A 25,364-nucleotide genomic window follows, 5' to 3' on the forward strand; every position below is an offset into this window, starting at 1 on the left:
AAAAGATGAGATATAAACGAAGCGAGAGAATTGTTTTTATGACGCAATATTTGATGAACCATCCGAATAAATTGATTCCATTAACTTTTTTTGTGAAAAAATTTAAACAGGCGAAGTCTTCAATAAGTGAAGATGTCCAAATTATAAAAAATACATTCCAAAAAGAAAAGTTAGGTACAGTAATTACTACTGCTGGCGCAAGTGGTGGTGTTACGTATAAACCAATGATGAGTAAAGAAGAGGCGACTGAAGTTGTTAATGAGGTCATTACTCTATTAGAAGAGAAAGAACGTTTGTTACCTGGCGGATATTTATTTTTATCAGATTTGGTAGGTAATCCATCGCTACTAAACAAAGTTGGTAAGTTAATTGCCAGTATTTACATGGAAGAAAAATTAGATGCTGTTGTTACCATTGCGACAAAAGGTATTTCATTGGCAAATGCGGTTGCTAATATTTTAAATTTACCAGTAGTAGTGATTAGAAAAGACAACAAGGTGACTGAAGGTTCTACAGTTTCAATTAATTACGTTTCAGGATCTTCAAGAAAAATAGAAACAATGGTACTTTCGAAGAGAACTTTAGCAGAAAATTCAAATGTTTTAGTTGTCGATGATTTTATGAGGGCTGGTGGCTCTATTAATGGTGTTATGAATTTAATGAATGAGTTTAAAGCCCATGTAAAAGGGGTATCAGTACTTGTAGAATCAAAAGAAGTTAAACAAAGATTGATTGAAGATTATACTTCCTTAGTGAAATTATCTGATGTAGATGAATATAATCAAGAGTTTAACGTAGAACCTGGCAACAGTTTATCTAAGTTTTCATAAAAGGAGTTTTAGTATTATGAAAATCATTAACACAACAAGATTACCGGAAGCACTTGGACCATATTCGCATGCAACAGTTGTGAATGGTATGGTTTATACTTCTGGTCAGATTCCATTGAATATTGATGGACATATCGTAAGCGCTGATGTTCAAGCACAGACAAAACAAGTTTTAGAAAATTTAAAGGTTGTTTTGGAAGAAGCAGGATCTGATTTGAATTCTGTTGCGAAAGCGACCATTTTCATTAAAGATATGAATGATTTCCAAAAAATAAATGAAGTGTATGGTCAATATTTTAATGAACACAAGCCAGCGCGTAGTTGTGTAGAGGTTGCGCGTTTGCCAAAAGATGTGAAAGTAGAAATTGAATTAGTAAGTAAAATTAAGGAATTATAATTTTCGATTAATATGTTTAATCAAGCTTCTAAATAAAACAGAGAGATATATACTATAGGGGGGCTCACTACATGAAAGTGACAGATGTAAGACTTAGAAAAATACAAACAGATGGACGAATGAAAGCACTCGTTTCCATTACATTAGATGAAGCTTTCGTAATTCATGATTTACGTGTAATTGAAGGAAACTCTGGCTTGTTCGTTGCAATGCCAAGTAAACGTACACCAGATGGTGAATTCCGCGACATCGCGCATCCTATTAATTCAGATATGAGACAAGAAATTCAAGATGCAGTGATGAAAGTATATGATGAAACAGATGAAGTAGTACCAGATAAAAACGCTACATCAGAAGATTCAGAAGAAGCTTAATCAATTTTATATTTAGCGATGTAATACATTTGCAATAAGTTGATTTGATACTGTCGATAAAGCATAAAGCTTTGTCGGCAGTTTTTTTAGTTTGTATTAATGTTTTTTTATTTTTAATGAAAGGCTAATAAATATATACGTTAACAGATTATGATGATATGAAAATTATTGATTCATTGCTGATAAAAATTGCGTTTGAATGATGCTCGTATTTTTGAAGTAAGAAAAAAGTTGTTTTTAAAATTACAACGAATTAAAAACAATGCCTTTTATATGTTGAAAGAGTATTGCAGATTAAATTATAATAATGACGAAGTGTAAAATTTAATGGGGGTTAATGTTCATGCGAAGACACGCGATAATTTTGGCAGCAGGTAAAGGCACAAGAATGAAATCTAAAAAGTATAAAGTGCTACACGAGGTTGCTGGGAAACCTATGGTCGAACATGTATTGGAAAGTGTGAAAGGCTCTGGTGTCGATCAAGTTGTAACCATCGTAGGACATGGTGCTGAAAGTGTAAAAGGACATTTAGGCGAGCGTTCTTTATACAGTTTTCAAGAGGAACAACTCGGTACTGCGCATGCAGTGCAAATGGCGAAATCACACTTAGAAGACAAGGAAGGTACGACAATCGTTGTATGTGGTGACACACCGCTCATCACAAAGGAAACATTAGTAACATTGATTGCGCATCACGAGGATGCTAATGCTCAAGCAACTGTATTATCTGCATCGATTCAACAACCATATGGATACGGAAGAATCGTTCGAAATGCGTCAGGTCGTTTAGAACGCATAGTTGAAGAGAAAGATGCAACGCAAGCTGAAAAGGATATTAATGAAATTAGTTCAGGTATTTTTGCGTTTAATAATAAAACGTTGTTTGAAAAATTAACACAAGTGAAAAATGATAATGCGCAAGGTGAATATTACCTCCCTGATGTATTGTCGTTAATTTTAAATGATGGCGGCATCGTAGAAGTCTATCGTACCAATGATGTTGAAGAAATCATGGGTGTAAATGATCGTGTAATGCTTAGTCAGGCTGAGAAGGCGATGCAACGTCGTACGAATCATTATCACATGCTAAATGGTGTGACAATCATCGATCCTGACAGCACTTATATTGGTCCAGACGTTACAATTGGTAGTGATACAGTCATTGAACCAGGCGTACGAATTAATGGTCGTACAGAAATTGGCGAAGATGTTGTTATTGGTCAGTACTCTGAAATTAACAATAGTACGATTGAAAATGGTGCATGTATTCAACAGTCTGTTGTTAATGATGCTAGCGTAGGAGCGAATACTAAGGTCGGACCGTTTGCGCAATTGAGACCAGGCGCGCAATTAGGTGCAGATGTTAAGGTTGGAAATTTTGTAGAAATTAAAAAAGCAGATCTTAAAGATGGTGCCAAGGTTTCACATTTAAGTTATATTGGCGATGCTGTAATTGGCGAACGTACTAATATTGGTTGCGGAACGATTACAGTTAACTATGATGGTGAAAATAAATTTAAAACTATCGTCGGCAAAGATTCATTTGTAGGTTGCAATGTTAATTTAGTAGCACCTGTAACAATTGGTGATGATGTATTGGTGGCAGCTGGTTCCACAATCACAGATGACGTACCAAATGACAGTTTAGCTGTGGCAAGAGCAAGACAAACAACAAAAGAAGGATATAGGAAATAATCATTTACGTATTTAAAATGGCTAGGATAAAAGGATAATCCTATGTAATATTAATGTAATCTTTATGATTTAATGATTCGCATAGTAATGGAGTTACATTTTATATATAATAGTAATTGCGTAAGTAAATAATTGGAGGACTATAAATGTTAAATAATGAATATAAGAATTCGTCATTAAAGATTTTTTCATTGAAAGGAAACGAAGCATTAGCGCAAGAAGTTGCTGACCAAGTAGGAATTGAACTAGGTAAATGTTCAGTTAAACGTTTTAGTGATGGAGAAATTCAAATTAATATCGAAGAGAGTATTCGTGGTTGTGACGTATTTATTATTCAACCAACATCATATCCTGTGAATCTACATTTAATGGAATTATTAATTATGATTGATGCTTGTAAACGTGCTTCTGCAGCAACAATCAATATTGTAGTGCCATATTATGGATATGCAAGACAAGATAGAAAAGCCCGTAGCCGTGAGCCAATCACTGCTAAATTAGTTGCAAACTTAATCGAAACAGCTGGCGCAACTCGTATGATTGCGTTAGACTTACATGCACCACAAATTCAAGGATTCTTTGATATTCCAATTGACCACTTAATGGGTGTGCCAATTCTTGCTAAACATTTCAAAGATGATCCGAATATTAACCCAGAAGAATGTGTCGTTGTTTCACCAGACCATGGCGGCGTTACACGTGCACGTAAATTAGCTGACATTTTAAAAACTCCAATTGCAATTATAGATAAACGTCGTCCTAGACCAAATGTTGCTGAAGTGATGAACATTGTTGGTGAGATTGAAGGACGTACGGCAATTATTATTGACGATATTATTGATACAGCAGGTACAATCACTTTAGCTGCACAAGCATTAAAAGATAAAGGTGCTAAAGAAGTATATGCTTGTTGTACACACCCTGTTTTATCAGGACCGGCTAAAGAACGTATCGAAAATTCTGCTATAAAAGAATTAATCGTAACAAACTCAATTCATTTAGATGAAGATCGCAAACCATCTAACACTAAAGAATTATCTGTTGCTGGTTTAATCGCACAAGCTATCATTCGTGTATACGAAAGAGAATCAGTTAGCGTATTATTTGACTAATATTTAAAAGGCGTTTGACGAACATATTCCAAACGTGTATAATAGTTTCGTTCGTGATTATACGAATAAATAAACACTTGCAAGCAACGATGATGTTGATGGGTAAGTGAGGTGCTCGTTTTGAGCAAAAATGAAAGGTGGAAATGAGAATGGCTTCATTAAAGTCAATCATCCGTCAAGGTAAACAAACACGTTCAGATCTTAAACAATTAAGAAAATCTGGTAAAGTACCAGCAGTAGTATACGGTTACGGTACTAAAAACGTGTCAGTTAAAGTTGATGAAGTAGAATTCATCAAAGTTATCCGTGAAGTAGGTCGTAACGGTGTTATCGAATTAGGCGTTGGTTCTAAAACTATCAAAGTTATGGTTGCAGACTACCAATTCGATCCACTTAAAAACCAAATTACTCACATTGACTTCTTAGCAATCAATATGAGTGAAGAACGTACTGTTGAAGTACCAGTTCAATTAGTTGGTGAAGCAGTAGGCGCTAAAGAAGGCGGCGTAGTTGAACAACCATTATTCAACTTAGAAGTAACTGCTACTCCAGACAATATTCCAGAAGCAATCGAAGTAGACATTACTGAATTAAACATTAACGACAGCTTAACTGTTGCTGATGTTAAAGTAACTGGCGACTTCAAAATCGAAAACGATTCAGCTGAATCAGTAGTAACAGTAGTTGCTCCAACTGAAGAACCAACTGAAGAAGAAATCGAAGCTATGGAAGGCGAACAACAAACTGAAGAACCAGAAGTTGTTGGCGAAAGCAAAGAAGACGAAGAAAAAACTGAAGAGTAATTTTAATCTGTTACATTAAAGTTTTTATACTTTGTTTAACAAGCACTGTGCTTATTTTAATATAAGCATGGTGCTTTTTGTGTTATTATAAAGCTTAATTAAACTTTATTACTTTGTACTAAAGTTTAATTAATTTTAGTGAGTAAAAGACATTAAACTCAACAATGATACATCATAAAAATTTTAATGTACTCGATTTTAAAATACATACTTACTAAGCTAAAGAATAATGATAATTGATGGCAATGGCGGAAAATGGATGTTGTCATTATAATAATAAATGAAACAATTATGTTGGAGGTAAACACGCATGAAATGTATTGTAGGTCTAGGTAATATAGGTAAACGTTTTGAACTTACAAGACATAATATCGGCTTTGAAGTCGTTGATTATATTTTAGAGAAAAATAATTTTTCATTAGATAAACAAAAGTTTAAAGGTGCATATACAATTGAACGAATGAACGGCGATAAAGTGTTATTTATCGAACCAATGACAATGATGAATTTGTCAGGTGAAGCAGTTGCACCGATTATGGATTATTACAATGTTAATCCAGAAGATTTAATTGTCTTATATGATGATTTAGATTTAGAACAAGGACAAGTTCGCTTAAGACAAAAAGGAAGTGCGGGCGGTCACAATGGTATGAAATCAATTATTAAAATGCTTGGTACAGACCAATTTAAACGTATTCGTATTGGTGTGGGAAGACCAACGAATGGTATGACGGTACCTGATTATGTTTTACAACGCTTTTCAAATGATGAAATGGTAACGATGGAAAAAGTTATCGAACACGCAGCACGCGCAATTGAAAAGTTTGTTGAAACATCACGATTTGACCATGTTATGAATGAATTTAATGGTGAAGTGAAATAATGACAATATTGACAACGCTTATAAAAGAAGATAATCATTTTCAAGACCTTAATCAGGTATTTGGACAAGCAAACACACTAGTAACTGGTCTTTCCCCGTCAGCTAAAGTGACGATGATTGCTGAAAAATATGCACAAAGTAATCAACAGTTATTATTAATTACCAATAATTTATACCAAGCAGATAAATTAGAAACAGATTTACTTCAATTTATAGATGCTGAAGAATTGTATAAGTATCCTGTGCAAGATATTATGACCGAAGAGTTTTCAACACAAAGCCCTCAACTGATGAGTGAACGTATTAGAACTTTAACTGCGTTAGCTCAAGGTAAGAAAGGGTTATTTATCGTTCCTTTAAATGGTTTGAAAAAGTGGTTAACTCCTGTTGAAATGTGGCAAAATCACCAAATGACATTGCGTGTTGGTGAGGATATCGATGTGGACCAATTTCTTAACAAATTAGTTAATATGGGGTACAAACGGGAATCCGTGGTATCGCATATTGGTGAATTCTCATTGCGAGGAGGTATTATCGATATCTTTCCGCTAATTGGGGAACCAATCAGAATTGAGCTATTTGATACCGAAATTGATTCTATTCGGGATTTTGATGTTGAAACGCAGCGTTCCAAAGATAATGTTGAAGAAGTCGATATCACAACTGCAAGTGATTATATCATTACTGAAGAAGTGATCAGCCATCTTAAAGAAGAGTTAAAAACTGCATATGAAAATACAAGACCCAAAATAGATAAATCAGTGCGCAATGATTTGAAAGAAACGTATGAAAGCTTTAAATTATTCGAAAGTACATACTTTGATCATCAAATACTACGTCGCTTAGTAGCGTTTATGTATGAAACACCTTCGACAATTATTGAGTATTTCCAAAAAGATGCAATCATTGCAGTTGATGAATTTAATCGTATTAAAGAAACTGAAGAAAGTTTAACAGTAGAGTCTGATTCGTTTATTAGCAATATTATTGAAAGTGGTAATGGATTTATAGGACAAAGTTTTATAAAATATGATGATTTTGAAACATTGATTGAAGGCTATCCTGTCACTTATTTTTCATTATTCGCTACAACAATGCCGATAAAACTAAATCATATTATTAAATTTTCATGTAAACCTGTCCAACAATTTTATGGGCAATATGACATTATGCGTTCTGAATTTCAACGATATGTTAATCAAAACTATCATATCGTGGTTTTGGTCGAAACCGAAACTAAAGTTGAACGTATGCAAGCGATGTTAAGTGAAATGCATATTCCATCAATAACAAAATTGCATCGCTCAATGTCATCGGGGCAAGCAGTGATTATTGAAGGCAGTTTATCTGAAGGATTTGAACTACCTGATATGGGATTAGTTGTCATTACTGAGCGTGAGCTTTTTAAATCAAAACAGAAAAAGCAACGAAAACGTACGAAAGCTATCTCAAATGCTGAAAAAATTAAGTCTTACCAAGATTTAAATGTGGGAGATTATATTGTTCATGTGCATCATGGTGTTGGTAGATATTTAGGTGTTGAGACGCTCGAAGTGGGGCAAACGCATCGTGATTATATTAAATTGCAATATAAAGGTACGGATCAACTATTTGTTCCAGTAGATCAAATGGATCAAGTTCAAAAATATGTAGCTTCGGAAGATAAGACGCCAAAATTAAATAAACTCGGTGGCAGTGAATGGAAAAAAACAAAAGCTAAAGTTCAACAAAGTGTTGAAGATATTGCTGAAGAGTTGATTGATTTATATAAAGAAAGAGAAATGGCAGAAGGTTATCAATATGGGGAAGACACAGCTGAGCAAACAACATTTGAATTAGATTTTCCATATGAACTTACGCCTGACCAAGCTAAATCTATCGATGAAATTAAAGATGACATGCAAAAATCGCGTCCAATGGATCGCTTGCTATGTGGTGATGTTGGTTATGGTAAAACTGAAGTTGCAGTGAGAGCAGCATTCAAAGCTGTAATGGAAGGAAAGCAGGTTGCATTTTTAGTTCCTACAACTATTTTAGCTCAGCAACATTATGAGACGTTAATTGAGCGTATGCAAGATTTTCCTGTTGAAATTCAATTAATGAGTCGTTTTAGAACGCCTAAAGAGATAAAACAAACTAAGGAAGGACTTAAAACTGGATTTGTTGACATAGTTGTTGGTACACACAAATTACTTAGTAAAGATATACAGTATAAAGATTTAGGGCTGTTGATTGTAGATGAAGAACAACGATTTGGTGTACGCCATAAAGAGCGTATTAAAACATTAAAACATAATGTAGATGTACTAACATTGACTGCAACCCCAATACCTAGAACATTGCATATGAGTATGCTAGGTGTGCGGGATTTGTCAGTGATTGAAACGCCGCCAGAAAATCGTTTCCCAGTTCAAACATATGTATTAGAACAGAACATGAGTTTTATCAAAGAAGCTTTAGAAAGAGAACTATCCCGTGATGGCCAAGTGTTTTATCTTTATAATAAAGTGCAATCCATTTATGAAAAACGAGAACAACTCCAGATGTTAATGCCAGATGCTAACATTGCAGTTGCTCATGGACAAATGACAGAGCGCGATTTAGAAGAAACGATGTTAAGTTTTATCAATAATGAATATGATATTTTAGTAACGACGACGATTATTGAAACAGGTGTCGATGTCCCAAATGCAAATACTTTGATCATTGAAGATGCAGATCGCTTTGGATTGAGTCAGTTGTATCAATTAAGAGGTCGTGTTGGTCGTTCAAGTCGTATTGGTTATGCATACTTCTTACATCCAGCAAATAAGGTACTAACTGAGACTGCAGAAGATCGATTACAAGCGATTAAAGAATTTACGGAGTTAGGCTCAGGATTTAAGATTGCGATGCGTGATTTGAACATTCGTGGTGCTGGTAATTTGTTAGGTAAACAACAGCACGGCTTTATTGATACAGTTGGATTTGATTTGTACAGTCAAATGTTAGAAGAAGCTGTAAATGAAAAACGTGGTATTAAGGAACCAGAATCTGAGGTGCCAGAAGTCGAAGTTGATTTAAACTTGGATGCATATTTGCCAACAGAATATATTGCAAATGAACAAGCTAAAATTGAAATTTATAAAAAGCTACGAAAAACTGAAACATTTGATCAAATTATCGACATTAAAGATGAATTAATTGATCGTTTCAATGATTATCCTGTTGAAGTAGCACGTTTGCTTGATATAGTGGAAATAAAAGTACACGCATTACATTCAGGTATCACGTTGATTAAAGATAAAGGGAAAATAATTGATATTCATTTATCTGTAAAAGCCACTGAAAATATTGATGGCGAAGTGCTGTTCAAAGCAACACAACCTTTAGGTAGAACAATGAAGGTTGGTGTTCAAAATAATGCAATGACAATTACTTTAACGAAACAAAATCAATGGCTTGATAGTTTGAAGTTTTTAGTTAAGTGCATTGAAGAAAGTATGAGAATCAGTGATGAAGCATAAAGAAGCATTTAATGGCGTTGTCGTGTTAACTGCTGCATTAATTGTCATTAAAATTCTGAGTGCTGTATATCGAATTCCATATCAAAATATATTAGGCGATACAGGTTTGTATGCATATCAACAAGTGTATCCAATTGTAGCATTAGGAATGATATTATCGATGAATGCCATTCCTAGTGCAATTACACAAAATATAGGGAAGTATCATAGTGACGAAGCATATGCAAAAGCAGTCGCTTATATACAATTAGTTGGTATATTATTATTTATTGCTATTTTTGTGTTTGCGAACAATATTGCACATATGATGGGTGATGGCCATTTAACACCAATGATTCAAGCTGCAAGTTTAAGCTTTATATTTATAGGTATGCTTGGCGTGTTAAGAGGTTATTATCAATCTGCAAATAATATGACAGTTCCGGCTATTTCCCAGGTTATAGAACAAGTTATACGAGTAGGTATTATCATTGTTACTATTGTTATTTTTGTAGACAGAGGTTGGACGATATATGAAGCGGGAACAATTGCTATTTTAGCATCAACGATAGGTTTTTTAGGTTCTTCAATTTATTTAGTAGCGCACCGACCTTTTAAGTTTAAAATGGTAAATAACACTGCAAAGATCGTTTGGAAACAGTTCGCACTTTCGGTTTTGATTTTCGCTATCAGTCAATTAATCGTAATTTTATGGCAAGTGATTGATAGTGTTACTATTATTAAGTCACTTCAAGCGATACGCGTGCCATTCGATGTTGCCATAACTGAAAAAGGAGTCTATGACCGTGGTGCATCATTTATTCAGATGGGATTGATTGTAACTACAACATTTAGTTTTGCGCTCATTCCTCTGTTAAGTGACGCAATCAAAATGAATAATCAGGTACTTATGAATCGTTATGCAAATGCGTCATTAAAGATTACGATTTTAATAAGTACAGCAGCGGGAATAGGATTAATTAATTTATTGCCTTTAATGAACGGTGTGTTTTTTAAGACGAATGATTTAACCTTAACGTTAAGTGTTTATATGATTACGGTCATTTGTGTATCGTTAATTATGATGGATATGGCATTATTACAAGCGCAACATGCTGTGAGACCTATTTTTGTTGGTATGACGGCAGGATTGGTTATTAAATTTATACTTAATATCATTTTGATTCGTTTAAGTGGCATTATTGGTGCGAGCATTAGTACTGTTGTATCATTAATTATATTCGGTACGATTATCCATATTGCTGTCACGAGAAAATACCACTTATATGCGATGAGACGATTTTTTATCAATGTTGTTTTAGGTATGGTATTTATGTCGATTGTTGTTCAATGCGTGTTAAACATAGTGACAACACACGGTAGAATCACTGGACTCATTGAATTATTATGTGCAGCAGTATTAGGTATCATTGCATTGTTTTTCTATATTTTTAGATTTAATGTTTTGACATATAAAGAGTTAACTTATTTACCATTTGGTTCAAAGTTGTATCAAATTAAGAAAGGAAGACGTTGATGGCACATACCATTACGATTGTTGGCTTAGGAAACTATGGCATTGATGATTTGCCGCTAGGGATATATAAATTTTTAAAGACACAAGATAAAGTTTATGCAAGAACGTTAGATCATCCAGTTATAGAATCATTGCAAGATGAATTAACATTTCAGAGTTTTGACCATGTTTATGAAGCACATAACCAATTTGAAGATGTCTATATTGATATTGTGGCGCAATTGGTTGAAGCTGCTAATGAAAAAGATATTGTCTATGCGGTTCCGGGTCATCCTAGAGTTGCTGAGACAACTACAGTGAAATTACTGGCTTTAGCAAAGGACAATACTGATATAGATGTGAAAGTTTTAGGTGGGAAAAGCTTTATTGATGATGTGTTTGAAGCAGTTAATGTAGATCCAAATGATGGCTTCACACTGTTAGATGCGACATCATTACAAGAAGTAACACTTAATGTTAGAACGCATACATTGATTACGCAAGTTTATAGTGCAATGGTTGCTGCTAATTTGAAAATCACTTTAATGGAACGATATCCTGATGATTACCCTGTTCAAATTGTCACTGGTGCACGAAGCGATGGTGCGGATAACGTTGTGACATGCCCATTATATGAATTGGATCATGATGAAAATGCATTCAATAATTTGACGAGTGTATTCGTACCAAAAATCATAACATCGACATATTTGTATCATGACTTTGATTTTGCAACGGAAGTGATTGATACTTTAGTTGATGAAGATAAAGGTTGTCCATGGGATAAAGTGCAAACGCATGAAACGCTAAAGCGTTATTTACTTGAAGAAACATTTGAATTGTTCGAAGCTATTGACAATGAAGATGATTGGCATATGATTGAAGAACTAGGAGATATTTTATTACAAGTGTTATTGCATACTAGTATTGGTAAAAAAGAAGGGTATATCGACATTAAAGAAGTGATTACAAGTCTTAATGCTAAAATGATTCGTAGACACCCACACATATTTGGTGATGCCAATGCTGAAACTATCGATGACTTAAAAGAAATTTGGTCTAAGGCGAAAGATGCTGAAGGTAAACAGCCAAGAGTTAAATTTGAAAAAGTATTTGCAGAGCATTTTTTAAATTTATATGAGAAGACGAAGGATAAGTCATTTGATGAGGCCGCGTTAAAGCAGTGGCTAGAAAAAGGGGAGAGTAATACATGAGATTAGATAAATATTTAAAAGTATCACGGTTAATAAAGCGACGTACGCTAGCAAAAGAAGTAAGTGATCAAGGTAGAATTACAATAAATGGTAATGTTGCTAAAGCTGGATCGGATGTTAAAGTTGAAGATGTGCTGACGATTCGCTTTGGTCAAAAATTAGTAACAGTTAAAGTAACTGCATTAAATGAACATGCATCTAAAGATAACGCGAAGGGTATGTATGAAATCATTGAAGAGCGTCGACTTGAAGAAGCGTAAATTGGAGGTGACAAGCAATGAAAAATAAAGTAGAACATATAGAAAATCAGTACACGTCGCAAGAGAACAAGAAAAAACAACGTCAAAAAATGAAAATGCGTGTTGTTCGTAGGCGTATTACAGTATTTGCGGGCGTATTACTTGCGATAATTGTTGTTTTATCAATCTTGCTTGTTGTCCAAAAACATCGCAATGATATTGATGCACAGGAGCGAAAAGCGAAAGAAGCACAGTTTCAAAAGCAACAAAATGAAGAAATTGCGTTAAAAGAAAAGTTGAATAATCTGAATGACAAAGATTACATTGAAAAAATTGCGCGTGATGATTATTACTTAAGCAACAAAGGTGAAGTGATTTTTAGGTTGCCAGAAGACAAAGATTCGTCTAGCTCAAAATCTTCGAAAAAATAAATCCAAATTGATTCAAAATTATCCGAGTATAGACATTGTGAAAAAATCCAAACAAGGATATAATAAGGGAAAATCGAATCAAATCGGGAGGATTTATTTAACATATGTCAATCGAAGTTGGAAATAAGCTTAAAGGTAAAGTCACTGGTATTAAAAAGTTTGGTGCATTCGTAGAATTACCTGAAGGAAAAAGTGGTTTAGTTCACATTAGTGAAGTCGCAGATAATTATGTTGAAAACGTAGAAGAGCACCTTTCTGTTGGTGATGAAGTAGACGTAAAAGTATTATCTATTGCTGATGATGGAAAAATTAGTCTTTCAATTAAGAAAGCTAAAGACCGTCCACGTAGACAACATACGAGTAAACCAAGTCATCAAAAACCAGTGCAAAAAGCCGAAGATTTTGAAAAGAAATTAAGCAATTTCTTAAAAGATAGTGAAGATAAATTAACTTCAATCAAACGTCAAACAGAATCTAGACGCGGTGGCAAAGGTTCAAGACGTTAATTAAAATAAATAAAGACTGTTTCGATAAGGAATATATTTAGAATGATGCGTATCGAATAATCGATTGCAGCGTTAGACAATCTAAGACTGTTTCTTAAATAAGGAGCAGTCTCTTTTATTTGTAATGATATAACTAAGACTTATACCATTTTTGAAAATTGTAAAAGTGAGGTGATGTTATGCAGTTAAATAGTAATGGTTGGCATGTTGATGACCATATTGTTGTCGCTGTTTCTACAGGTATTGATAGTATGTGTTTATTGTATCAACTACTAAATGATTATAAAGATAGTTATAGAAAACTAACATGCTTACATGTCAATCATGGCGTTAGGTCAGCTTCAATTGAGGAAGCCAGATTTTTAGAAGCATACTGCGAACGTCATCACATCGATTTACATATCAAAAAGTTAGATTTGTCGCATAGTCTCGACCGAAATAACAGCATTCAGAATGAAGCTCGAATTAAACGTTACGAATGGTTTGATGAAATGATGAATGTATTAGAAGCGGATGTATTGCTAACGGCGCATCATTTGGACGATCAATTAGAAACTATTATGTATCGTATTTTTAATGGGAAATCAACACGTAATAAACTAGGATTTGATGAGTTATCGAAGCGAAAAGGTTATCAGATTTATCGACCACTTTTAGCTGTCTCTAAAAAAGAAATAAAACAATTCCAAGAGAGATATCATATTCCATATTTTGAAGATGAATCTAATAAAGATAACAAATATGTTAGAAATGATATTCGTAATAGAATTATTCCAGCTATTGATGAAAATAATCAACTTAAAGTATCGCATTTATTAAAATTAAAACAATGGCATGATGAACAATATGATATTTTGCAATATTCAGCTAAACAATTTATTCAAGAATTTGTGAAGTTTGATGAACAGTCAAAATATTTAGAGGTTTCTAGACAAGCTTTTAATAACTTACCAAACTCATTAAAGATGGTTGTGTTGGACTGCCTATTATCAAAGTATTATGAGTTGTTTAATATTAGTGCTAAAACATACGAAGAGTGGTTTAAACAATTTAGTAGTAAGAAAGCACAATTCAGTATTAATCTCACGGATAAATGGATAATTCAAATCGCATATGGTAAATTAATAATAATGGCTAAAAATAATGGCGATACATATTTTAGAGTTCAAACAATTAAAAAGCCAGGTAATTATATTTTTAACAAATATCGATTAGAGATACATTCTAATTTACCAAAATGTTTATTTCCGCTTACAGTGAGAACACGACAAAGTGGCGATACATTTAAACTGAATGGGCGCGATGGTTATAAGAAAGTGAATCGCCTGTTTATAGATTGTAAAGTGCCACAGTGGGTTCGGGATCAAATGCCAATCGTATTGGATAAACAACAGCGCATTATTGCGGTAGGAGATTTATATCAACAACAAACAATAAAAAAATGGATTATAATTAGTAAAAATGGAGATGAATAGCGTTATGCATAATGATTTGAAAGAAGTATTGTTAACTGAAGAAGATATTCAAAATATCTGTAAGGAATTGGGAGCACAATTAACAAAGGATTATCAAGGTAAACCATTAGTATGCGTGGGTATCTTAAAAGGCTCAGCAATGTTTATGTCAGATTTAATTAAACGAATTGATACCCATTTATCAATTGATTTCATGGATGTTTCTAGTTATCACGGAGGCACTGAGTCAACTGGTGAAGTTCAAATCATTAAAGATTTAGGTTCTTCTATTGAAAATAAAGACGTATTAATTATTGAAGATATCTTAGAGACTGGTACTACACTTAAGTCAATTACTGAATTATTACAATCTAGAAAAGTTAATTCATTAGAAATAGTTACTTTATTAGATAAACCAAACCGTCGTAAAGCGGACATTGAAGCTAAGTATGTAGGTAAAAAAATACCAGATGAATTTGTTGTTGGTTACGGTTTAGATTATCGTGAATTATACCGAAACTTACCATATATCGGTACGTTAAAACCTGAAGTGTATTCAAATTAATTTTTTAATCAATTTCAGTTATTATTACTATGCGTTTGAGAAATAATAGTGTAGACTCAAAAATATGAAAAATGTATTTCATATATATTTAATTTTAGACAAGACATATGTCTTGAAAAGTTGAAAAATATAGAGATTGATAAAACTAATACGGGTGTGAATGACATTGATGTTAAGCTCAATTACTAGCTTATAAAACATGTCATATGTTACAATTTTTGTTAGTTTTATTATGGGAAGTAGGAGGAAATGACGCATGCAGAAAGCTTTTCGCAATGTGCTAGTTATCGTAATAATAGGCGTTATTATTTTTGGTCTATTTTCATATTTAAACGGTAATGGAAATATGCCGAAACAGCTTACATATAATCAATTTACTGAGAAGTTGGAAAAAGGTGACCTTAAAACTTTAGAAATCCAACCACAACAAAATGTCTATATGGTAAGTGGTAAAACGAAAAATGATGAAGACTATTCATCAACTATTTTATATAACAACGAAAAAGAATTACAAAAAATTACTGATGCTGCTAAAAAGCAAAACGGTGTAAAATTAACGATTAAAGAAGAAGAAAAACAAAGTGTCTTTGTGAGTATACTTTCAACATTAATTCCAGTTGTAGTCATAGCGTTATTATTTATTTTCTTCCTAAGCCAAGCACAAGGTGGCGGTAGTGGCGGTCGTATGATGAACTTTGGTAAATCTAAAGCAAAAATGTACGATAATAATAAACGTCGTGTTCGTTTCTCTGATGTAGCAGGGGCAGATGAAGAAAAACAAGAATTAATTGAAATTGTTGATTTCTTGAAAGATAATAAAAAATTCAAAGAAATGGGATCTAGGATTCCTAAAGGTGTCTTACTTGTTGGACCTCCAGGTACTGGTAAAACATTACTTGCTAGAGCGGTTGCAGGTGAAGCTGGCGCACCATTCTTCTCTATTAGTGGTTCAGACTTTGTAGAGATGTTTGTTGGTGTTGGTGCGAGCCGTGTTCGTGACTTATTCGATAATGCTAAGAAAAACGCGCCTTGTATCATCTTTATCGATGAGATTGATGCTGTTGGTCGTCAACGTGGTGCAGGTGTTGGTGGCGGTCATGATGAACGTGAACAAACCCTAAACCAATTATTAGTTGAAATGGATGGTTTCGGTGAAAATGAAGGTATCATTATGATAGCTGCTACAAACCGTCCTGATATCCTTGACCCAGCCTTATTACGTCCAGGTCGTTTTGATAGACAAATTCAAGTTGGTCGTCCAGATGTGAAAGGCCGTGAAGCAATTCTTCATGTTCATGCTAAAAACAAACCACTTGATGAAACGGTTGATTTAAAAGCAATTTCACAACGTACACCTGGTTTCTCAGGTGCTGATTTAGAGAACTTATTAAATGAAGCATCTTTAATTGCTGTACGTGAAGGTAAAAAGAAAATTGACATGAGAGATATCGAAGAGGCAACGGATAGAGTTATAGCCGGACCTGCTAAGAAATCTCGAGTTATTTCTAAGAAAGAACGTAATATTGTTGCTCATCACGAAGCTGGTCATACAATTATCGGTATGGTACTTGATGAGGCAGAAGTAGTGCATAAAGTTACTATTGTTCCACGTGGACAAGCAGGTGGTTATGCAATGATGCTACCTAAACAAGATCGTTTCTTAATGACTGAACAAGAGTTATTAGATAAAATCTGTGGTTTACTTGGTGGACGTGTATCAGAAGATATTAACTTTAACGAAGTATCAACAGGTGCTTCAAATGACTTCGAACGTGCAACACAAATCGCACGCTCAATGGTTACGCAATATGGTATGAGTAAAAAATTAGGACCATTACAGTTCGGTCATAGCAATGGTCAAGTATTCTTAGGTAAAGATATGCAAGGTGAGCCTAATTATTCAAGCCAAATCGCATATGAAATTGATAAAGAAGTTCAACGAATCGTTAAAGAACAATACGAACGTTGTAAACAAATTTTATTAGAGCACAAAGAACAATTAATTTTAATTGCTGAAACATTATTAACAGAAGAAACATTAGTTGCTGAACAAATTCAATCATTATTCTACGAAGGTAAATTACCTGAAATTGATTATGATGCAGCTAAAGTTGTTAAAGATGAAGATTCTGAATTTAATGATGGTAAATTCGGTAAATCTTATGAAGAGATTCGTAAAGAGCAATTAGAAGATGGACAACGTGACGAAAGTGAAGATCGTAAAGAAGAAAAAGATATTGCTGAGGATAAAAAAGAAGCTGATAAATCTGATGAAAAAGATGAACCAGCACATCGACAAGCCCCAAATATCGAAAAACCTTACGATCCAAATCACCCAGACAATAAATAATCGATTATATTCAGTACCTCTTTCTATGATAAAGTTATAGAAAGAGGTACTTTTATCGTTTTTGAAAATACGTATTAGATTTTAAGTCGTTGAATTGTTATAGCAGAAAATAATTGTAAAACAAGTTACTTCATTATTTAGAATGATGGGTGTAGAATAAGTACAATTGTTGCATTTTATGAAGTAAAGTAATTTTTTAAATATAGAGTAATAGAGGAGATTGAAATAATGACACACGATTATATTGTTAAAGCATTAGCATTTGATGGAGAGATTAGGGCTTATGCTGCTTTGACAACTGAAACTGTTCAAGAAGCACAAACGAGACATTATACATGGCCGACAGCATCTGCTGCAATGGGAAGAACAATGACAGCAACAGCTATGATGGGCGCAATGTTGAAAGGTGATCAAAAATTAACTGTCACTGTAGATGGCCAAGGACCTATTGGACGAATTATTGCCGATGCAAATGCTAAAGGCGAGGTGCGTGCTTATGTAGACCATCCACAAACTCATTTTCCATTAAATGAGCAAGGTAAACTTGATGTAAGACGAGCGGTAGGGACAAATGGATCTATTATGGTTGTTAAAGACGTTGGAATGAAAGACTATTTCTCTGGAGCAAGTCCAATTGTTTCAGGAGAACTTGGTGAAGATTTTACTTATTATTATGCTACAAGTGAACAAACACCTTCATCGGTAGGTCTTGGTGTATTGGTAAATCCTGATAATACGATTAAAGCAGCAGGAGGATTTATCATTCAAGTTATGCCAGGTGCCAAAGATGAAACAATTTCAAAATTAGAAAAAGCAATTAGTGAAATGACACCAGTTTCTAAATTAATTGAACAAGGATTAACGCCAGAAGGATTACTAAACGAAATCTTAGGTGAAGACCATGTGCAAATTTTAGAGAAAATGCCTGTTCAATTTGAATGTAATTGTAGTCATGAGAAATTTTTAAATGCTATTAAAGGATTGGGCGAGGCTGAGATTCAAAATATGATTAAAGAAGATCATGGTGCTGAAGCAGTATGTCATTTCTGTGGAAATAAATATAAATATACTGAAGAAGAATTAAACGTGTTGCTAGAAAGTTTAGCGTAATTTAATTTAAATCAATACGCTAAAATGTTTATTTTTAGCGGTTTAGTGAAATGTAGAACTAAATAGTTGTATAATCCTTAGTGATTTTGTTTGCTTTCTAGAATTTATTTGATAAAATAATTCTATATCCGATAAATAAACTAAGATTTCAACAACTAACTAAAAAGGAGTGTTCTTAATGGCACAAAAACCAGTAGATAATATTACTCAAATTATTGGCGGTACACCGGTAGTCAAATTGAGAAATGTAGTAGATGACAATGCAGCAGATGTTTATGTAAAATTGGAATATCAAAATCCAGGTGGTTCTGTAAAGGATAGAATTGCTTTAGCAATGATTGAAAAAGCAGAGCGAGAAGGCAAAATTAAACCTGGCGATACAATTGTAGAACCAACAAGTGGTAATACAGGTATCGGTTTAGCATTTGTATGTGCTGCTAAAGGATATAAAGCAGTATTTACTATGCCCGAAACAATGAGCCAAGAGCGTCGTAATTTATTAAAAGCATACGGTGCGGAATTAGTTTTAACGCCTGGATCAGAAGCGATGAAAGGTGCAATTAAAAAAGCTAAAGAATTGAAAGAAGAACATGGTTACTTCGAGCCACAACAATTTGAAAACCCTGCGAACCCTGAAGTTCATGAGTTAACTACAGGTCCTGAGTTATTACAACAATTTGAAGGGAAAACTATCGATGCGTTCCTAGCTGGTGTTGGTACTGGTGGTACGTTATCTGGTGTAGGTAAAGTTCTGAAAAAAGAATATCCTAACATCGAAATTGTTGCTATAGAGCCTGAGGCTTCTCCAGTATTGAGCGGTGGTGAGCCAGGTCCACATAAATTACAAGGTTTAGGTGCTGGATTTATTCCAGGCACTTTGAATACAGAAATCTATGACAGTATTATTAAAGTAGGAAATGATACAGCGATGGAAATGTCTCGTCGAGTTGCTAAAGAGGAAGGTATTTTAGCAGGTATTTCATCAGGTGCTGCGATTTATGCTGCCATTCAAAAAGCAAAAGAATTAGGAAAAGGTAAAACAGTAGTAACAGTATTGCCGAGTAATGGTGAACGCTACTTATCAACACCTTTATATTCATTCGATGACTAATTAATGTCATTTAAAAGAGTGAGTTATCTTTTTGAGATAACTTGCTCTTTTTTTCTACCATGTATATTTTTAAAAATATGAGCGTTAAATTAAACATTTTTCTGATAAAAATATCCAGTGAATGATAAGATAATAAACGTACATACTAATAACTAGTAAATAGCAGGAGTAAATTTTATTAGAGTTAAACAATACATAATTAAAGGGTGGTTAACATGACTAAAACAAAAATTATGGGCATATTAAACGTCACACCTGATTCATTCTCAGATGGTGGAAAATTTAATAATGTTGAATCAGCTATAAATAGAGTGAAAGCCATGATAGATGAAGGTGCTGACATTATAGATGTTGGAGGTGTTTCAACGAGACCCGGTCATGAAATGGTTTCATTAGAAGAAGAGATGAACAGAGTATTACCTGTTGTTGAAGCTATTGTCGGTTTTGATGTAAAAATTTCAGTCGATACATTTCGAAGTGAGGTTGCTGAAGCATGTTTAAAATTAGGCGTTGATATGATTAATGATCAATGGGCGGGTCTGTATGATCATCGTATGTTCCAAATTGTAGCTAAATATGACGCGGAAATTATTTTAATGCATAATGGAAATGGTAATCGTGATGAACCGGTTGTCGAAGAAATGTTAACATCTTTGTTAGCACAAGCACATCAAGCTAAAATAGCTGGTATACCTTCAAATAAAATTTGGCTAGATCCAGGTATAGGTTTCGCTAAAACTAGAAATGAAGAAGCCGAAGTTATGGCAAGACTGGATGAACTTGTTGCAACAGAATATCCAGTTTTATTAGCGACAAGCCGGAAACGTTTCACTAAAGAGATGATGGGTTATGATACAACACCGGTTGAAAGAGATGAAGTAACTGCAGCTACGACTGCATATGGTATTATGAAAGGCGTTAGAGCAGTACGCGTTCATAATGTCGAGTTGAATGCTAAATTAGCTAAAGGTATAGATTTTTTAAAGGAGAATGAAAATGCAAGACACAATCTTTCTTAAAGGTATGCGCTTTTATGGATATCATGGTGCTTTATCAGCTGAAAATGAAATAGGGCAAATTTTCAAAGTGGATGTAACTTTGAAAGTAGACTTAGCTGAAGCTGGGCGTACTGATAATGTTATTGATACAGTTCATTATGGTGAAGTGTTCGAAGAGGTTAAATCAATTATGGAAGGTAAGGCCGTTAATTTACTTGAGCATCTAGCTGAACGTATTGCAAATCGTATAAATTCACAATATAATCGTGTAATGGAAACGAAAGTGAGAATCACTAAAGAAAACCCACCGATTCCGGGTCATTATGATGGAGTAGGTATCGAAATAGTGAGGGAGAATAAATGATTCAAGCATACTTAGGATTAGGTAGTAATATTGGTGATAGAGAAAGCCAGTTAAACGATGCTATAAAGATTTTGAATGAATATGATGGTATTAACGTATCTAATATTTCTCCGATTTATGAAACAGCACCAGTTGGGTATACTGAGCAACCTAACTTTTTAAATTTGTGTGTTGAAATTCAAACAACACTCACAGTATTACAACTGTTGGAATGTTGTTTGAAGACAGAAGAATGTTTACACCGTATTAGAAAGGAACGATGGGGTCCTAGAACTTTAGATGTGGATATTTTGTTGTATGGAGAAGAAATGATAGATTTACCAAAACTGTCGGTGCCACATCCGAGAATGAATGAACGTGCATTTGTTTTAATCCCATTAAATGATATAGCAGCAAATGTCGTAGAACCACGTTCGAAATTGAAAGTGAAAGATTTAGTTTTTGTCGATGACAGTGTAAAGAGATATAAATAATGTATTGTTGAGAACATTCATATTTATTGGGAATAGATTATTGATTATTGGAGATGTTTCCGCATTTTGATTATCTCTAAATGCATTTGATTTCGAATTAGTATATGATGATTTAGTATGTGTTAGAATTAAGTTATTTCATAAAATCAAAGTAAGCAATATTTGATAAATTGCTGTAATTTATTTAGGCTTTTGTTGAAGTTTGTGGAAGATAATTTTTATACATTTACTTAGGGTTGTATTAATGATAATCGTATTTTAAATGAATAAGTAATTCATAAACGAAAACAGAAATTGCTTTATTACATTTACAAGCTCTTGTAAAATTAAAAAAGTGATAAAATTGATGTTATGAATATAAGAAAACATGCCACATCATAACTTTAAGGTGTAATGGTTAATGATAAAGTATTAGAAACATCGAAAGAGATGTATGTTGAGCAAAAATGTCTGATATTTTATAAAACTTTAAAGGAAAATGTTTGAGTGTACCAGTTGGAATACTAAAGGATTACAACAAGTTAAAGGAGAGAAAGTTATGTCAGAAGAAATGAATGACCAAATGTTGGTTCGACGTCAAAAATTACAAGAATTATATGATCTTGGTATAGACCCGTTTGGTTCTAAATTTGACCGTTCAGGTTTATCTAGTGATTTGAAAGAAGAGTGGGACCAGTATTCTAAAGAAGAATTGGTAGAAAAAGAAGCGGATAGTCATGTCGCTATAGCTGGACGATTAATGACTAAGCGTGGTAAAGGTAAAGCAGGATTTGCACACGTTCAGGACTTAGCTGGACAAATTCAAATTTACGTTCGTAAAGATCAAGTTGGCGATGACGAATTTGATTTATGGAAAAATGCTGATTTAGGCGATATCGTTGGTGTTGAAGGTGTAATGTTCAAAACAAATACTGGCGAATTATCGGTTAAAGCGAAGAAATTCACGCTACTAACTAAATCATTGCGACCATTACCGGATAAATTCCACGGTTTACAGGATATTGAACAGAGATATCGTCAAAGATATTTAGATTTAATTACGAACGAAGATAGCACTCGTACATTTATTAATCGTAGTAAAATCATTCAAGAAATGCGTAATTATTTAAATAATAAAGGTTTCTTGGAAGTAGAAACACCTATGATGCACCAAATTGCTGGTGGAGCAGCTGCTAGACCATTTGTAACACATCATAATGCATTAGATGCAACGTTATACATGCGTATTGCTATTGAGTTGCATTTAAAACGTTTAATTGTCGGTGGACTTGAAAAAGTATATGAAATTGGTAGAGTATTCCGTAATGAAGGTGTATCAACTAGACATAACCCTGAATTCACAATGATTGAATTATATGAAGCATATGCAGATTATCATGACATTATGGATTTAACAGAATCTATGGTGAGACATATTGCCAATGAAGTGTTAGGTTCTGCAAAAGTACAATACAATGGGGAAACGATTGATTTAGAATCTGCTTGGACTCGTTTGCATATTGTTGATGCTGTAAAAGAAGCTACTGGTGTAGATTTTTATGAAGTTAAAAGTGATGAAGAAGCTAAAGCTTTAGCTAAAGAACATGGTATTGAAATTAAAGATACAATGAAATATGGTCATATTTTAAATGAATTCTTTGAGCAAAAAGTTGAAGAAACACTTATTCAGCCAACGTTTATCTATGGTCATCCGACTGAAATTTCACCTTTAGCGAAGAAAAATCCTGAAGATCCTAGATTTACTGATCGTTTCGAATTGTTCATTGTAGGTAGAGAGCATGCAAATGCATTTACTGAATTAAATGATCCTATTGATCAAAAAGGTCGTTTTGAAGCGCAACTTGTTGAAAAAGCGCAAGGTAATGATGAAGCGCATGAAATGGATGAAGATTACATTGAAGCGTTAGAATATGGTATGCCTCCGACAGGTGGTCTTGGTATCGGTATTGACAGATTGGTTATGTTATTAACTGACTCTCCATCAATCAGAGACGTATTATTATTCCCTTATATGAGACAAAAATAAATGACGTTGATTGTTAGTAAGAGCTCTCGTGTATACAACATGTGTATGCGAGGGCTTTCTTAATTATGGTAATTAGTTCGTGTTTGAATGTTTTTGATAGTAATAGTTAACGATAGTGGTGCTATTTTTGACTGTTAAACAAGGTAGTTGGCTGATAGATGAAAATGACGATACGTATATAGAGTAGTTCGGATGAGAAATGTTAACGATAGACATTGAGATATCTTATAACAAAAATTGCTATATTAGTATAATTTATCTTAATCAGCTATAAAAGTACTTTAAAATTGTATAGAATGTGTATGGTTTTGTACATATGTGTATGATAGAATACTAAAAGTGTTATGAATTAGAGGGCACGAGAAATGTCAGTTTTGAAGAATAAAAAAGTTGATTAAAAGTGTTGACTTTATCAATTGAATGAAGTAATATATAAAAGTCGTCAAAAACAGACGAAACACACTAAAAGCTGATGTGACAAAGTTTACATCAAAGTGTAAAATTAACTATTGCACCTTATTAATTAAGCGTGTATCATGAATAAGTAAGTTATTTTGTCTGGTGACTATAGCAAGGAGGTCACACCTGTTCCCATGCCGAACACAGAAGTTAAGCTCCTTAGCGTCGATGGTAGTCGAACTTACGTTCCGCTAGAGTAGAACGTTGCCAGGCAAATGACAAATCGGAGAATTAGCTCAGCTGGGAGAGCATCTGCCTTACAAGCAGAGGGTCGGCGGTTCGAACCCGTCATTCTCCACCATTTATTCTTAGATATAGCCGGCCTAGCTCAATTGGTAGAGCAACTGACTTGTAATCAGTAGGTTGGGGGTTCAAGTCCTCTGGCCGGCACCATCTTTTGAGCCATTAGCTCAGCTGGTAGAGCATCTGACTTTTAATCAGAGGGTCAGAGGTTCGAATCCTCTATGGCTCATTACGATTTAATTTTTATATTTAGCAAAATAATGCAGAAGTAGTTCAGCGGTAGAATACAACCTTGCCAAGGTTGGGGTCGCGGGTTCGAATCCCGTCTTCTGCTCCATTATTTTGCCGGGGTGGCGGAACTGGCAGACGCACAGGACTTAAAATCCTGCGGTGAGAGATCACCGTACCGGTTCGATTCCGGTCCTCGGCACCATTTTAGCGCCCGTAGCTCAATTGGATAGAGCGTTTGACTACGGATCAAGAGGTTATGGGTTCGACTCCTATCGGGCGCGCCATTTTTAAATTAATTGAATAACGGGAAGTAGCTCAGCTTGGTAGAGCACTTGGTTTGGGACCAAGGGGTCGCAGGTTCGAATCCTGTCTTCCCGATTACTTCTTAAATTCCATTTTATGGGGGCTTAGCTCAGCTGGGAGAGCGCCTGCTTTGCACGCAGGAGGTCAGCGGTTCGATCCCGCTAGTCTCCACCATTTATTTTTTTACACGA

24 protein-coding genes, 8 tRNA genes and 1 rRNA gene are annotated in these 25,364 nt (G+C 34.2%); all 33 read left to right on the forward strand.

Features of this window, described 5'->3' with window-relative positions:
* The first annotated feature begins 5 nt into the window (after nt 1-5).
* The 33 genes from purR (at nt 6) to JG553_RS13255 (ending at nt 25,347) form a co-directional block, all read left to right on the forward strand.
* Nucleotides 6-830, forward strand: coding sequence for a pur operon repressor (gene purR / locus JG553_RS13095; RefSeq protein WP_001269643.1), 825 nt, complete (start codon nt 6-8; stop codon nt 828-830).
* Nucleotides 831-846: 16 nt separating this feature from the next.
* Nucleotides 847-1,227: a RidA family protein gene (locus JG553_RS13100; protein WP_000691766.1), complete on the forward strand. Its 381-nt coding sequence runs from the start codon at nt 847-849 to the stop codon at nt 1,225-1,227.
* A gap of 71 nt (nt 1,228-1,298) precedes the next feature.
* On the forward strand, nt 1,299-1,601 hold the full coding sequence (gene spoVG, locus JG553_RS13105) for a septation regulator SpoVG (RefSeq protein WP_000868999.1): 303 nt from the start codon (nt 1,299-1,301) through the stop codon (nt 1,599-1,601).
* Between the two features lie 189 nt (nt 1,602-1,790).
* Nucleotides 1,791-1,922, forward strand: coding sequence for a hypothetical protein (locus JG553_RS13110; RefSeq protein WP_001789654.1), 132 nt, complete (start codon nt 1,791-1,793; stop codon nt 1,920-1,922).
* A 22-nt stretch (nt 1,923-1,944) separates the two neighbouring features.
* A complete protein-coding gene (gene glmU, locus JG553_RS13115) occupies nt 1,945-3,297 on the forward strand; it encodes a bifunctional UDP-N-acetylglucosamine diphosphorylase/glucosamine-1-phosphate N-acetyltransferase GlmU (RefSeq protein WP_001252539.1) in 1,353 nt (450 codons plus the stop codon).
* 146 nt (nt 3,298-3,443) lie between these two features.
* Nucleotides 3,444-4,409, forward strand: a complete 966-nt coding sequence (locus JG553_RS13120; RefSeq protein WP_000933774.1) for a ribose-phosphate diphosphokinase — start codon at nt 3,444-3,446, stop codon at nt 4,407-4,409.
* A 149-nt stretch (nt 4,410-4,558) separates the two neighbouring features.
* Entirely contained in the window at nt 4,559-5,212 is a 654-nt protein-coding gene (locus JG553_RS13125; protein WP_000157650.1) for a 50S ribosomal protein L25/general stress protein Ctc, read from the forward strand.
* A gap of 310 nt (nt 5,213-5,522) precedes the next feature.
* A complete protein-coding gene (gene pth, locus JG553_RS13130; RefSeq protein WP_000649791.1) occupies nt 5,523-6,095 on the forward strand; it encodes an aminoacyl-tRNA hydrolase in 573 nt (190 codons plus the stop codon).
* On the forward strand, nt 6,095-9,601 hold the full coding sequence (gene mfd, locus JG553_RS13135) for a transcription-repair coupling factor (protein ID WP_000154228.1): 3,507 nt from the start codon (nt 6,095-6,097) through the stop codon (nt 9,599-9,601). The genes pth and mfd overlap by 1 nt, the downstream gene beginning before the upstream one ends.
* The gene (locus JG553_RS13140; protein WP_000680733.1) at nt 9,591-11,117 is read left to right on the forward strand and encodes a polysaccharide biosynthesis protein; all 1,527 of its coding nucleotides are present in this window, start codon (nt 9,591-9,593) and stop codon (nt 11,115-11,117) included. Before mfd ends, JG553_RS13140 begins: the two co-directional genes overlap by 11 nt.
* Nucleotides 11,117-12,310 carry a MazG nucleotide pyrophosphohydrolase domain-containing protein gene (locus tag JG553_RS13145; RefSeq protein ID WP_000951450.1) on the forward strand — a complete coding sequence of 398 codons (1,194 nt, stop codon included), beginning with the start codon at nt 11,117-11,119 and terminating at the stop codon, nt 12,308-12,310. The genes JG553_RS13140 and JG553_RS13145 overlap by 1 nt, the downstream gene beginning before the upstream one ends.
* Nucleotides 12,307-12,570, forward strand: a complete 264-nt coding sequence (locus tag JG553_RS13150; RefSeq protein WP_001234988.1) for an RNA-binding S4 domain-containing protein — start codon at nt 12,307-12,309, stop codon at nt 12,568-12,570. The genes JG553_RS13145 and JG553_RS13150 overlap by 4 nt, the downstream gene beginning before the upstream one ends.
* A gap of 17 nt (nt 12,571-12,587) precedes the next feature.
* Entirely contained in the window at nt 12,588-12,980 is a 393-nt protein-coding gene (gene divIC, locus JG553_RS13155) for a cell division protein DivIC (RefSeq protein ID WP_000792417.1), read from the forward strand.
* Nucleotides 12,981-13,084: 104 nt separating this feature from the next.
* Nucleotides 13,085-13,486: a S1 domain-containing RNA-binding protein gene (locus JG553_RS13160; RefSeq protein ID WP_000021445.1), complete on the forward strand. Its 402-nt coding sequence runs from the start codon at nt 13,085-13,087 to the stop codon at nt 13,484-13,486.
* A 179-nt stretch (nt 13,487-13,665) separates the two neighbouring features.
* Nucleotides 13,666-14,961, forward strand: a complete 1,296-nt coding sequence (gene tilS, locus JG553_RS13165; protein WP_001176715.1) for a tRNA lysidine(34) synthetase TilS — start codon at nt 13,666-13,668, stop codon at nt 14,959-14,961.
* A 4-nt stretch (nt 14,962-14,965) separates the two neighbouring features.
* On the forward strand, nt 14,966-15,505 hold the full coding sequence (gene hpt / locus JG553_RS13170) for a hypoxanthine phosphoribosyltransferase (RefSeq protein WP_000551283.1): 540 nt from the start codon (nt 14,966-14,968) through the stop codon (nt 15,503-15,505).
* Nucleotides 15,506-15,761: 256 nt separating this feature from the next.
* Complete coding sequence (gene ftsH / locus JG553_RS13175; RefSeq protein ID WP_001167888.1) at nt 15,762-17,855, forward strand: ATP-dependent zinc metalloprotease FtsH; 2,094 nt, start codon at nt 15,762-15,764, stop codon at nt 17,853-17,855.
* Nucleotides 17,856-18,083: 228 nt separating this feature from the next.
* Entirely contained in the window at nt 18,084-18,965 is an 882-nt protein-coding gene (gene hslO, locus JG553_RS13180) for an Hsp33 family molecular chaperone HslO (protein ID WP_000148605.1), read from the forward strand.
* A 178-nt stretch (nt 18,966-19,143) separates the two neighbouring features.
* Nucleotides 19,144-20,076, forward strand: a complete 933-nt coding sequence (gene cysK, locus JG553_RS13185) for a cysteine synthase A (RefSeq protein ID WP_000057594.1) — start codon at nt 19,144-19,146, stop codon at nt 20,074-20,076.
* Nucleotides 20,077-20,291: 215 nt separating this feature from the next.
* On the forward strand, nt 20,292-21,095 hold the full coding sequence (gene folP / locus JG553_RS13190) for a dihydropteroate synthase (RefSeq protein WP_000167924.1): 804 nt from the start codon (nt 20,292-20,294) through the stop codon (nt 21,093-21,095).
* A complete protein-coding gene (gene folB / locus JG553_RS13195; RefSeq protein ID WP_001154302.1) occupies nt 21,073-21,438 on the forward strand; it encodes a dihydroneopterin aldolase in 366 nt (121 codons plus the stop codon). Before folP ends, folB begins: the two co-directional genes overlap by 23 nt.
* A complete protein-coding gene (gene folK / locus JG553_RS13200) occupies nt 21,435-21,911 on the forward strand; it encodes a 2-amino-4-hydroxy-6-hydroxymethyldihydropteridine diphosphokinase (protein WP_000613716.1) in 477 nt (158 codons plus the stop codon). The genes folB and folK overlap by 4 nt, the downstream gene beginning before the upstream one ends.
* A 393-nt stretch (nt 21,912-22,304) precedes the next feature.
* A complete protein-coding gene (locus JG553_RS13205) occupies nt 22,305-22,397 on the forward strand; it encodes a hypothetical protein (RefSeq protein ID WP_001790128.1) in 93 nt (30 codons plus the stop codon).
* Between the two features lie 52 nt (nt 22,398-22,449).
* Nucleotides 22,450-23,937, forward strand: a complete 1,488-nt coding sequence (gene lysS, locus JG553_RS13210; RefSeq protein WP_001288202.1) for a lysine--tRNA ligase — start codon at nt 22,450-22,452, stop codon at nt 23,935-23,937.
* A 557-nt stretch (nt 23,938-24,494) separates the two neighbouring features.
* Nucleotides 24,495-24,609 (forward strand): 5S ribosomal RNA (gene rrf / locus JG553_RS13215).
* Nucleotides 24,610-24,621: 12 nt separating this feature from the next.
* Nucleotides 24,622-24,697, forward strand: a tRNA-Val gene (locus tag JG553_RS13220).
* Between the two features lie 16 nt (nt 24,698-24,713).
* Nucleotides 24,714-24,789, forward strand: a tRNA-Thr gene (locus JG553_RS13225).
* Nucleotides 24,790-24,795: 6 nt separating this feature from the next.
* A tRNA-Lys gene (locus JG553_RS13230) sits at nt 24,796-24,868 on the forward strand.
* 33 nt (nt 24,869-24,901) lie between these two features.
* Nucleotides 24,902-24,976 (forward strand) — tRNA-Gly (locus JG553_RS13235).
* Between the two features lie 7 nt (nt 24,977-24,983).
* Nucleotides 24,984-25,072: transfer RNA gene (locus JG553_RS13240), tRNA-Leu, on the forward strand.
* Nucleotides 25,073-25,077: 5 nt separating this feature from the next.
* Nucleotides 25,078-25,154: transfer RNA gene (locus JG553_RS13245), tRNA-Arg, on the forward strand.
* Nucleotides 25,155-25,174: 20 nt separating this feature from the next.
* Nucleotides 25,175-25,248 (forward strand) — tRNA-Pro (locus tag JG553_RS13250).
* Nucleotides 25,249-25,271: 23 nt separating this feature from the next.
* Nucleotides 25,272-25,347 (forward strand) — tRNA-Ala (locus tag JG553_RS13255).
* Nucleotides 25,348-25,364 lie beyond the last annotated feature (17 nt).

The organism is Staphylococcus sp. T93, assembly GCF_016743875.1.
GTDB lineage: Bacteria > Bacillota > Bacilli > Staphylococcales > Staphylococcaceae > Staphylococcus > Staphylococcus aureus.

Coding starts and splice junctions, on each gene's coding strand:
- spoVG (WP_000868999.1), top strand. CDS start 1,299: ATGAAAGTGACAGATGTAAGACTTAGAAAAATACAAACAGATGGACGA.
- divIC (WP_000792417.1), top strand. CDS start 12,588: ATGAAAAATAAAGTAGAACATATAGAAAATCAGTACACGTCGCAAGAG.
- cysK (WP_000057594.1), top strand. CDS start 19,144: ATGGCACAAAAACCAGTAGATAATATTACTCAAATTATTGGCGGTACA.
- JG553_RS13100 (WP_000691766.1), top strand. CDS start 847: ATGAAAATCATTAACACAACAAGATTACCGGAAGCACTTGGACCATAT.
- JG553_RS13145 (WP_000951450.1), top strand. CDS start 11,117: ATGGCACATACCATTACGATTGTTGGCTTAGGAAACTATGGCATTGAT.
- JG553_RS13160 (WP_000021445.1), top strand. CDS start 13,085: ATGTCAATCGAAGTTGGAAATAAGCTTAAAGGTAAAGTCACTGGTATT.
- glmU (WP_001252539.1), top strand. CDS start 1,945: ATGCGAAGACACGCGATAATTTTGGCAGCAGGTAAAGGCACAAGAATG.
- mfd (WP_000154228.1), top strand. CDS start 6,095: ATGACAATATTGACAACGCTTATAAAAGAAGATAATCATTTTCAAGAC.
- JG553_RS13150 (WP_001234988.1), top strand. CDS start 12,307: ATGAGATTAGATAAATATTTAAAAGTATCACGGTTAATAAAGCGACGT.
- hslO (WP_000148605.1), top strand. CDS start 18,084: ATGACACACGATTATATTGTTAAAGCATTAGCATTTGATGGAGAGATT.
- JG553_RS13205 (WP_001790128.1), top strand. CDS start 22,305: ATGGTTAATGATAAAGTATTAGAAACATCGAAAGAGATGTATGTTGAG.
- JG553_RS13140 (WP_000680733.1), top strand. CDS start 9,591: ATGAAGCATAAAGAAGCATTTAATGGCGTTGTCGTGTTAACTGCTGCA.
- hpt (WP_000551283.1), top strand. CDS start 14,966: ATGCATAATGATTTGAAAGAAGTATTGTTAACTGAAGAAGATATTCAA.
- JG553_RS13125 (WP_000157650.1), top strand. CDS start 4,559: ATGGCTTCATTAAAGTCAATCATCCGTCAAGGTAAACAAACACGTTCA.
- lysS (WP_001288202.1), top strand. CDS start 22,450: ATGTCAGAAGAAATGAATGACCAAATGTTGGTTCGACGTCAAAAATTA.
- JG553_RS13120 (WP_000933774.1), top strand. CDS start 3,444: ATGTTAAATAATGAATATAAGAATTCGTCATTAAAGATTTTTTCATTG.
- folK (WP_000613716.1), top strand. CDS start 21,435: ATGATTCAAGCATACTTAGGATTAGGTAGTAATATTGGTGATAGAGAA.
- tilS (WP_001176715.1), top strand. CDS start 13,666: ATGCAGTTAAATAGTAATGGTTGGCATGTTGATGACCATATTGTTGTC.
- folB (WP_001154302.1), top strand. CDS start 21,073: ATGCAAGACACAATCTTTCTTAAAGGTATGCGCTTTTATGGATATCAT.
- pth (WP_000649791.1), top strand. CDS start 5,523: ATGAAATGTATTGTAGGTCTAGGTAATATAGGTAAACGTTTTGAACTT.
- purR (WP_001269643.1), top strand. CDS start 6: ATGAGATATAAACGAAGCGAGAGAATTGTTTTTATGACGCAATATTTG.
- ftsH (WP_001167888.1), top strand. CDS start 15,762: ATGCAGAAAGCTTTTCGCAATGTGCTAGTTATCGTAATAATAGGCGTT.
- folP (WP_000167924.1), top strand. CDS start 20,292: ATGACTAAAACAAAAATTATGGGCATATTAAACGTCACACCTGATTCA.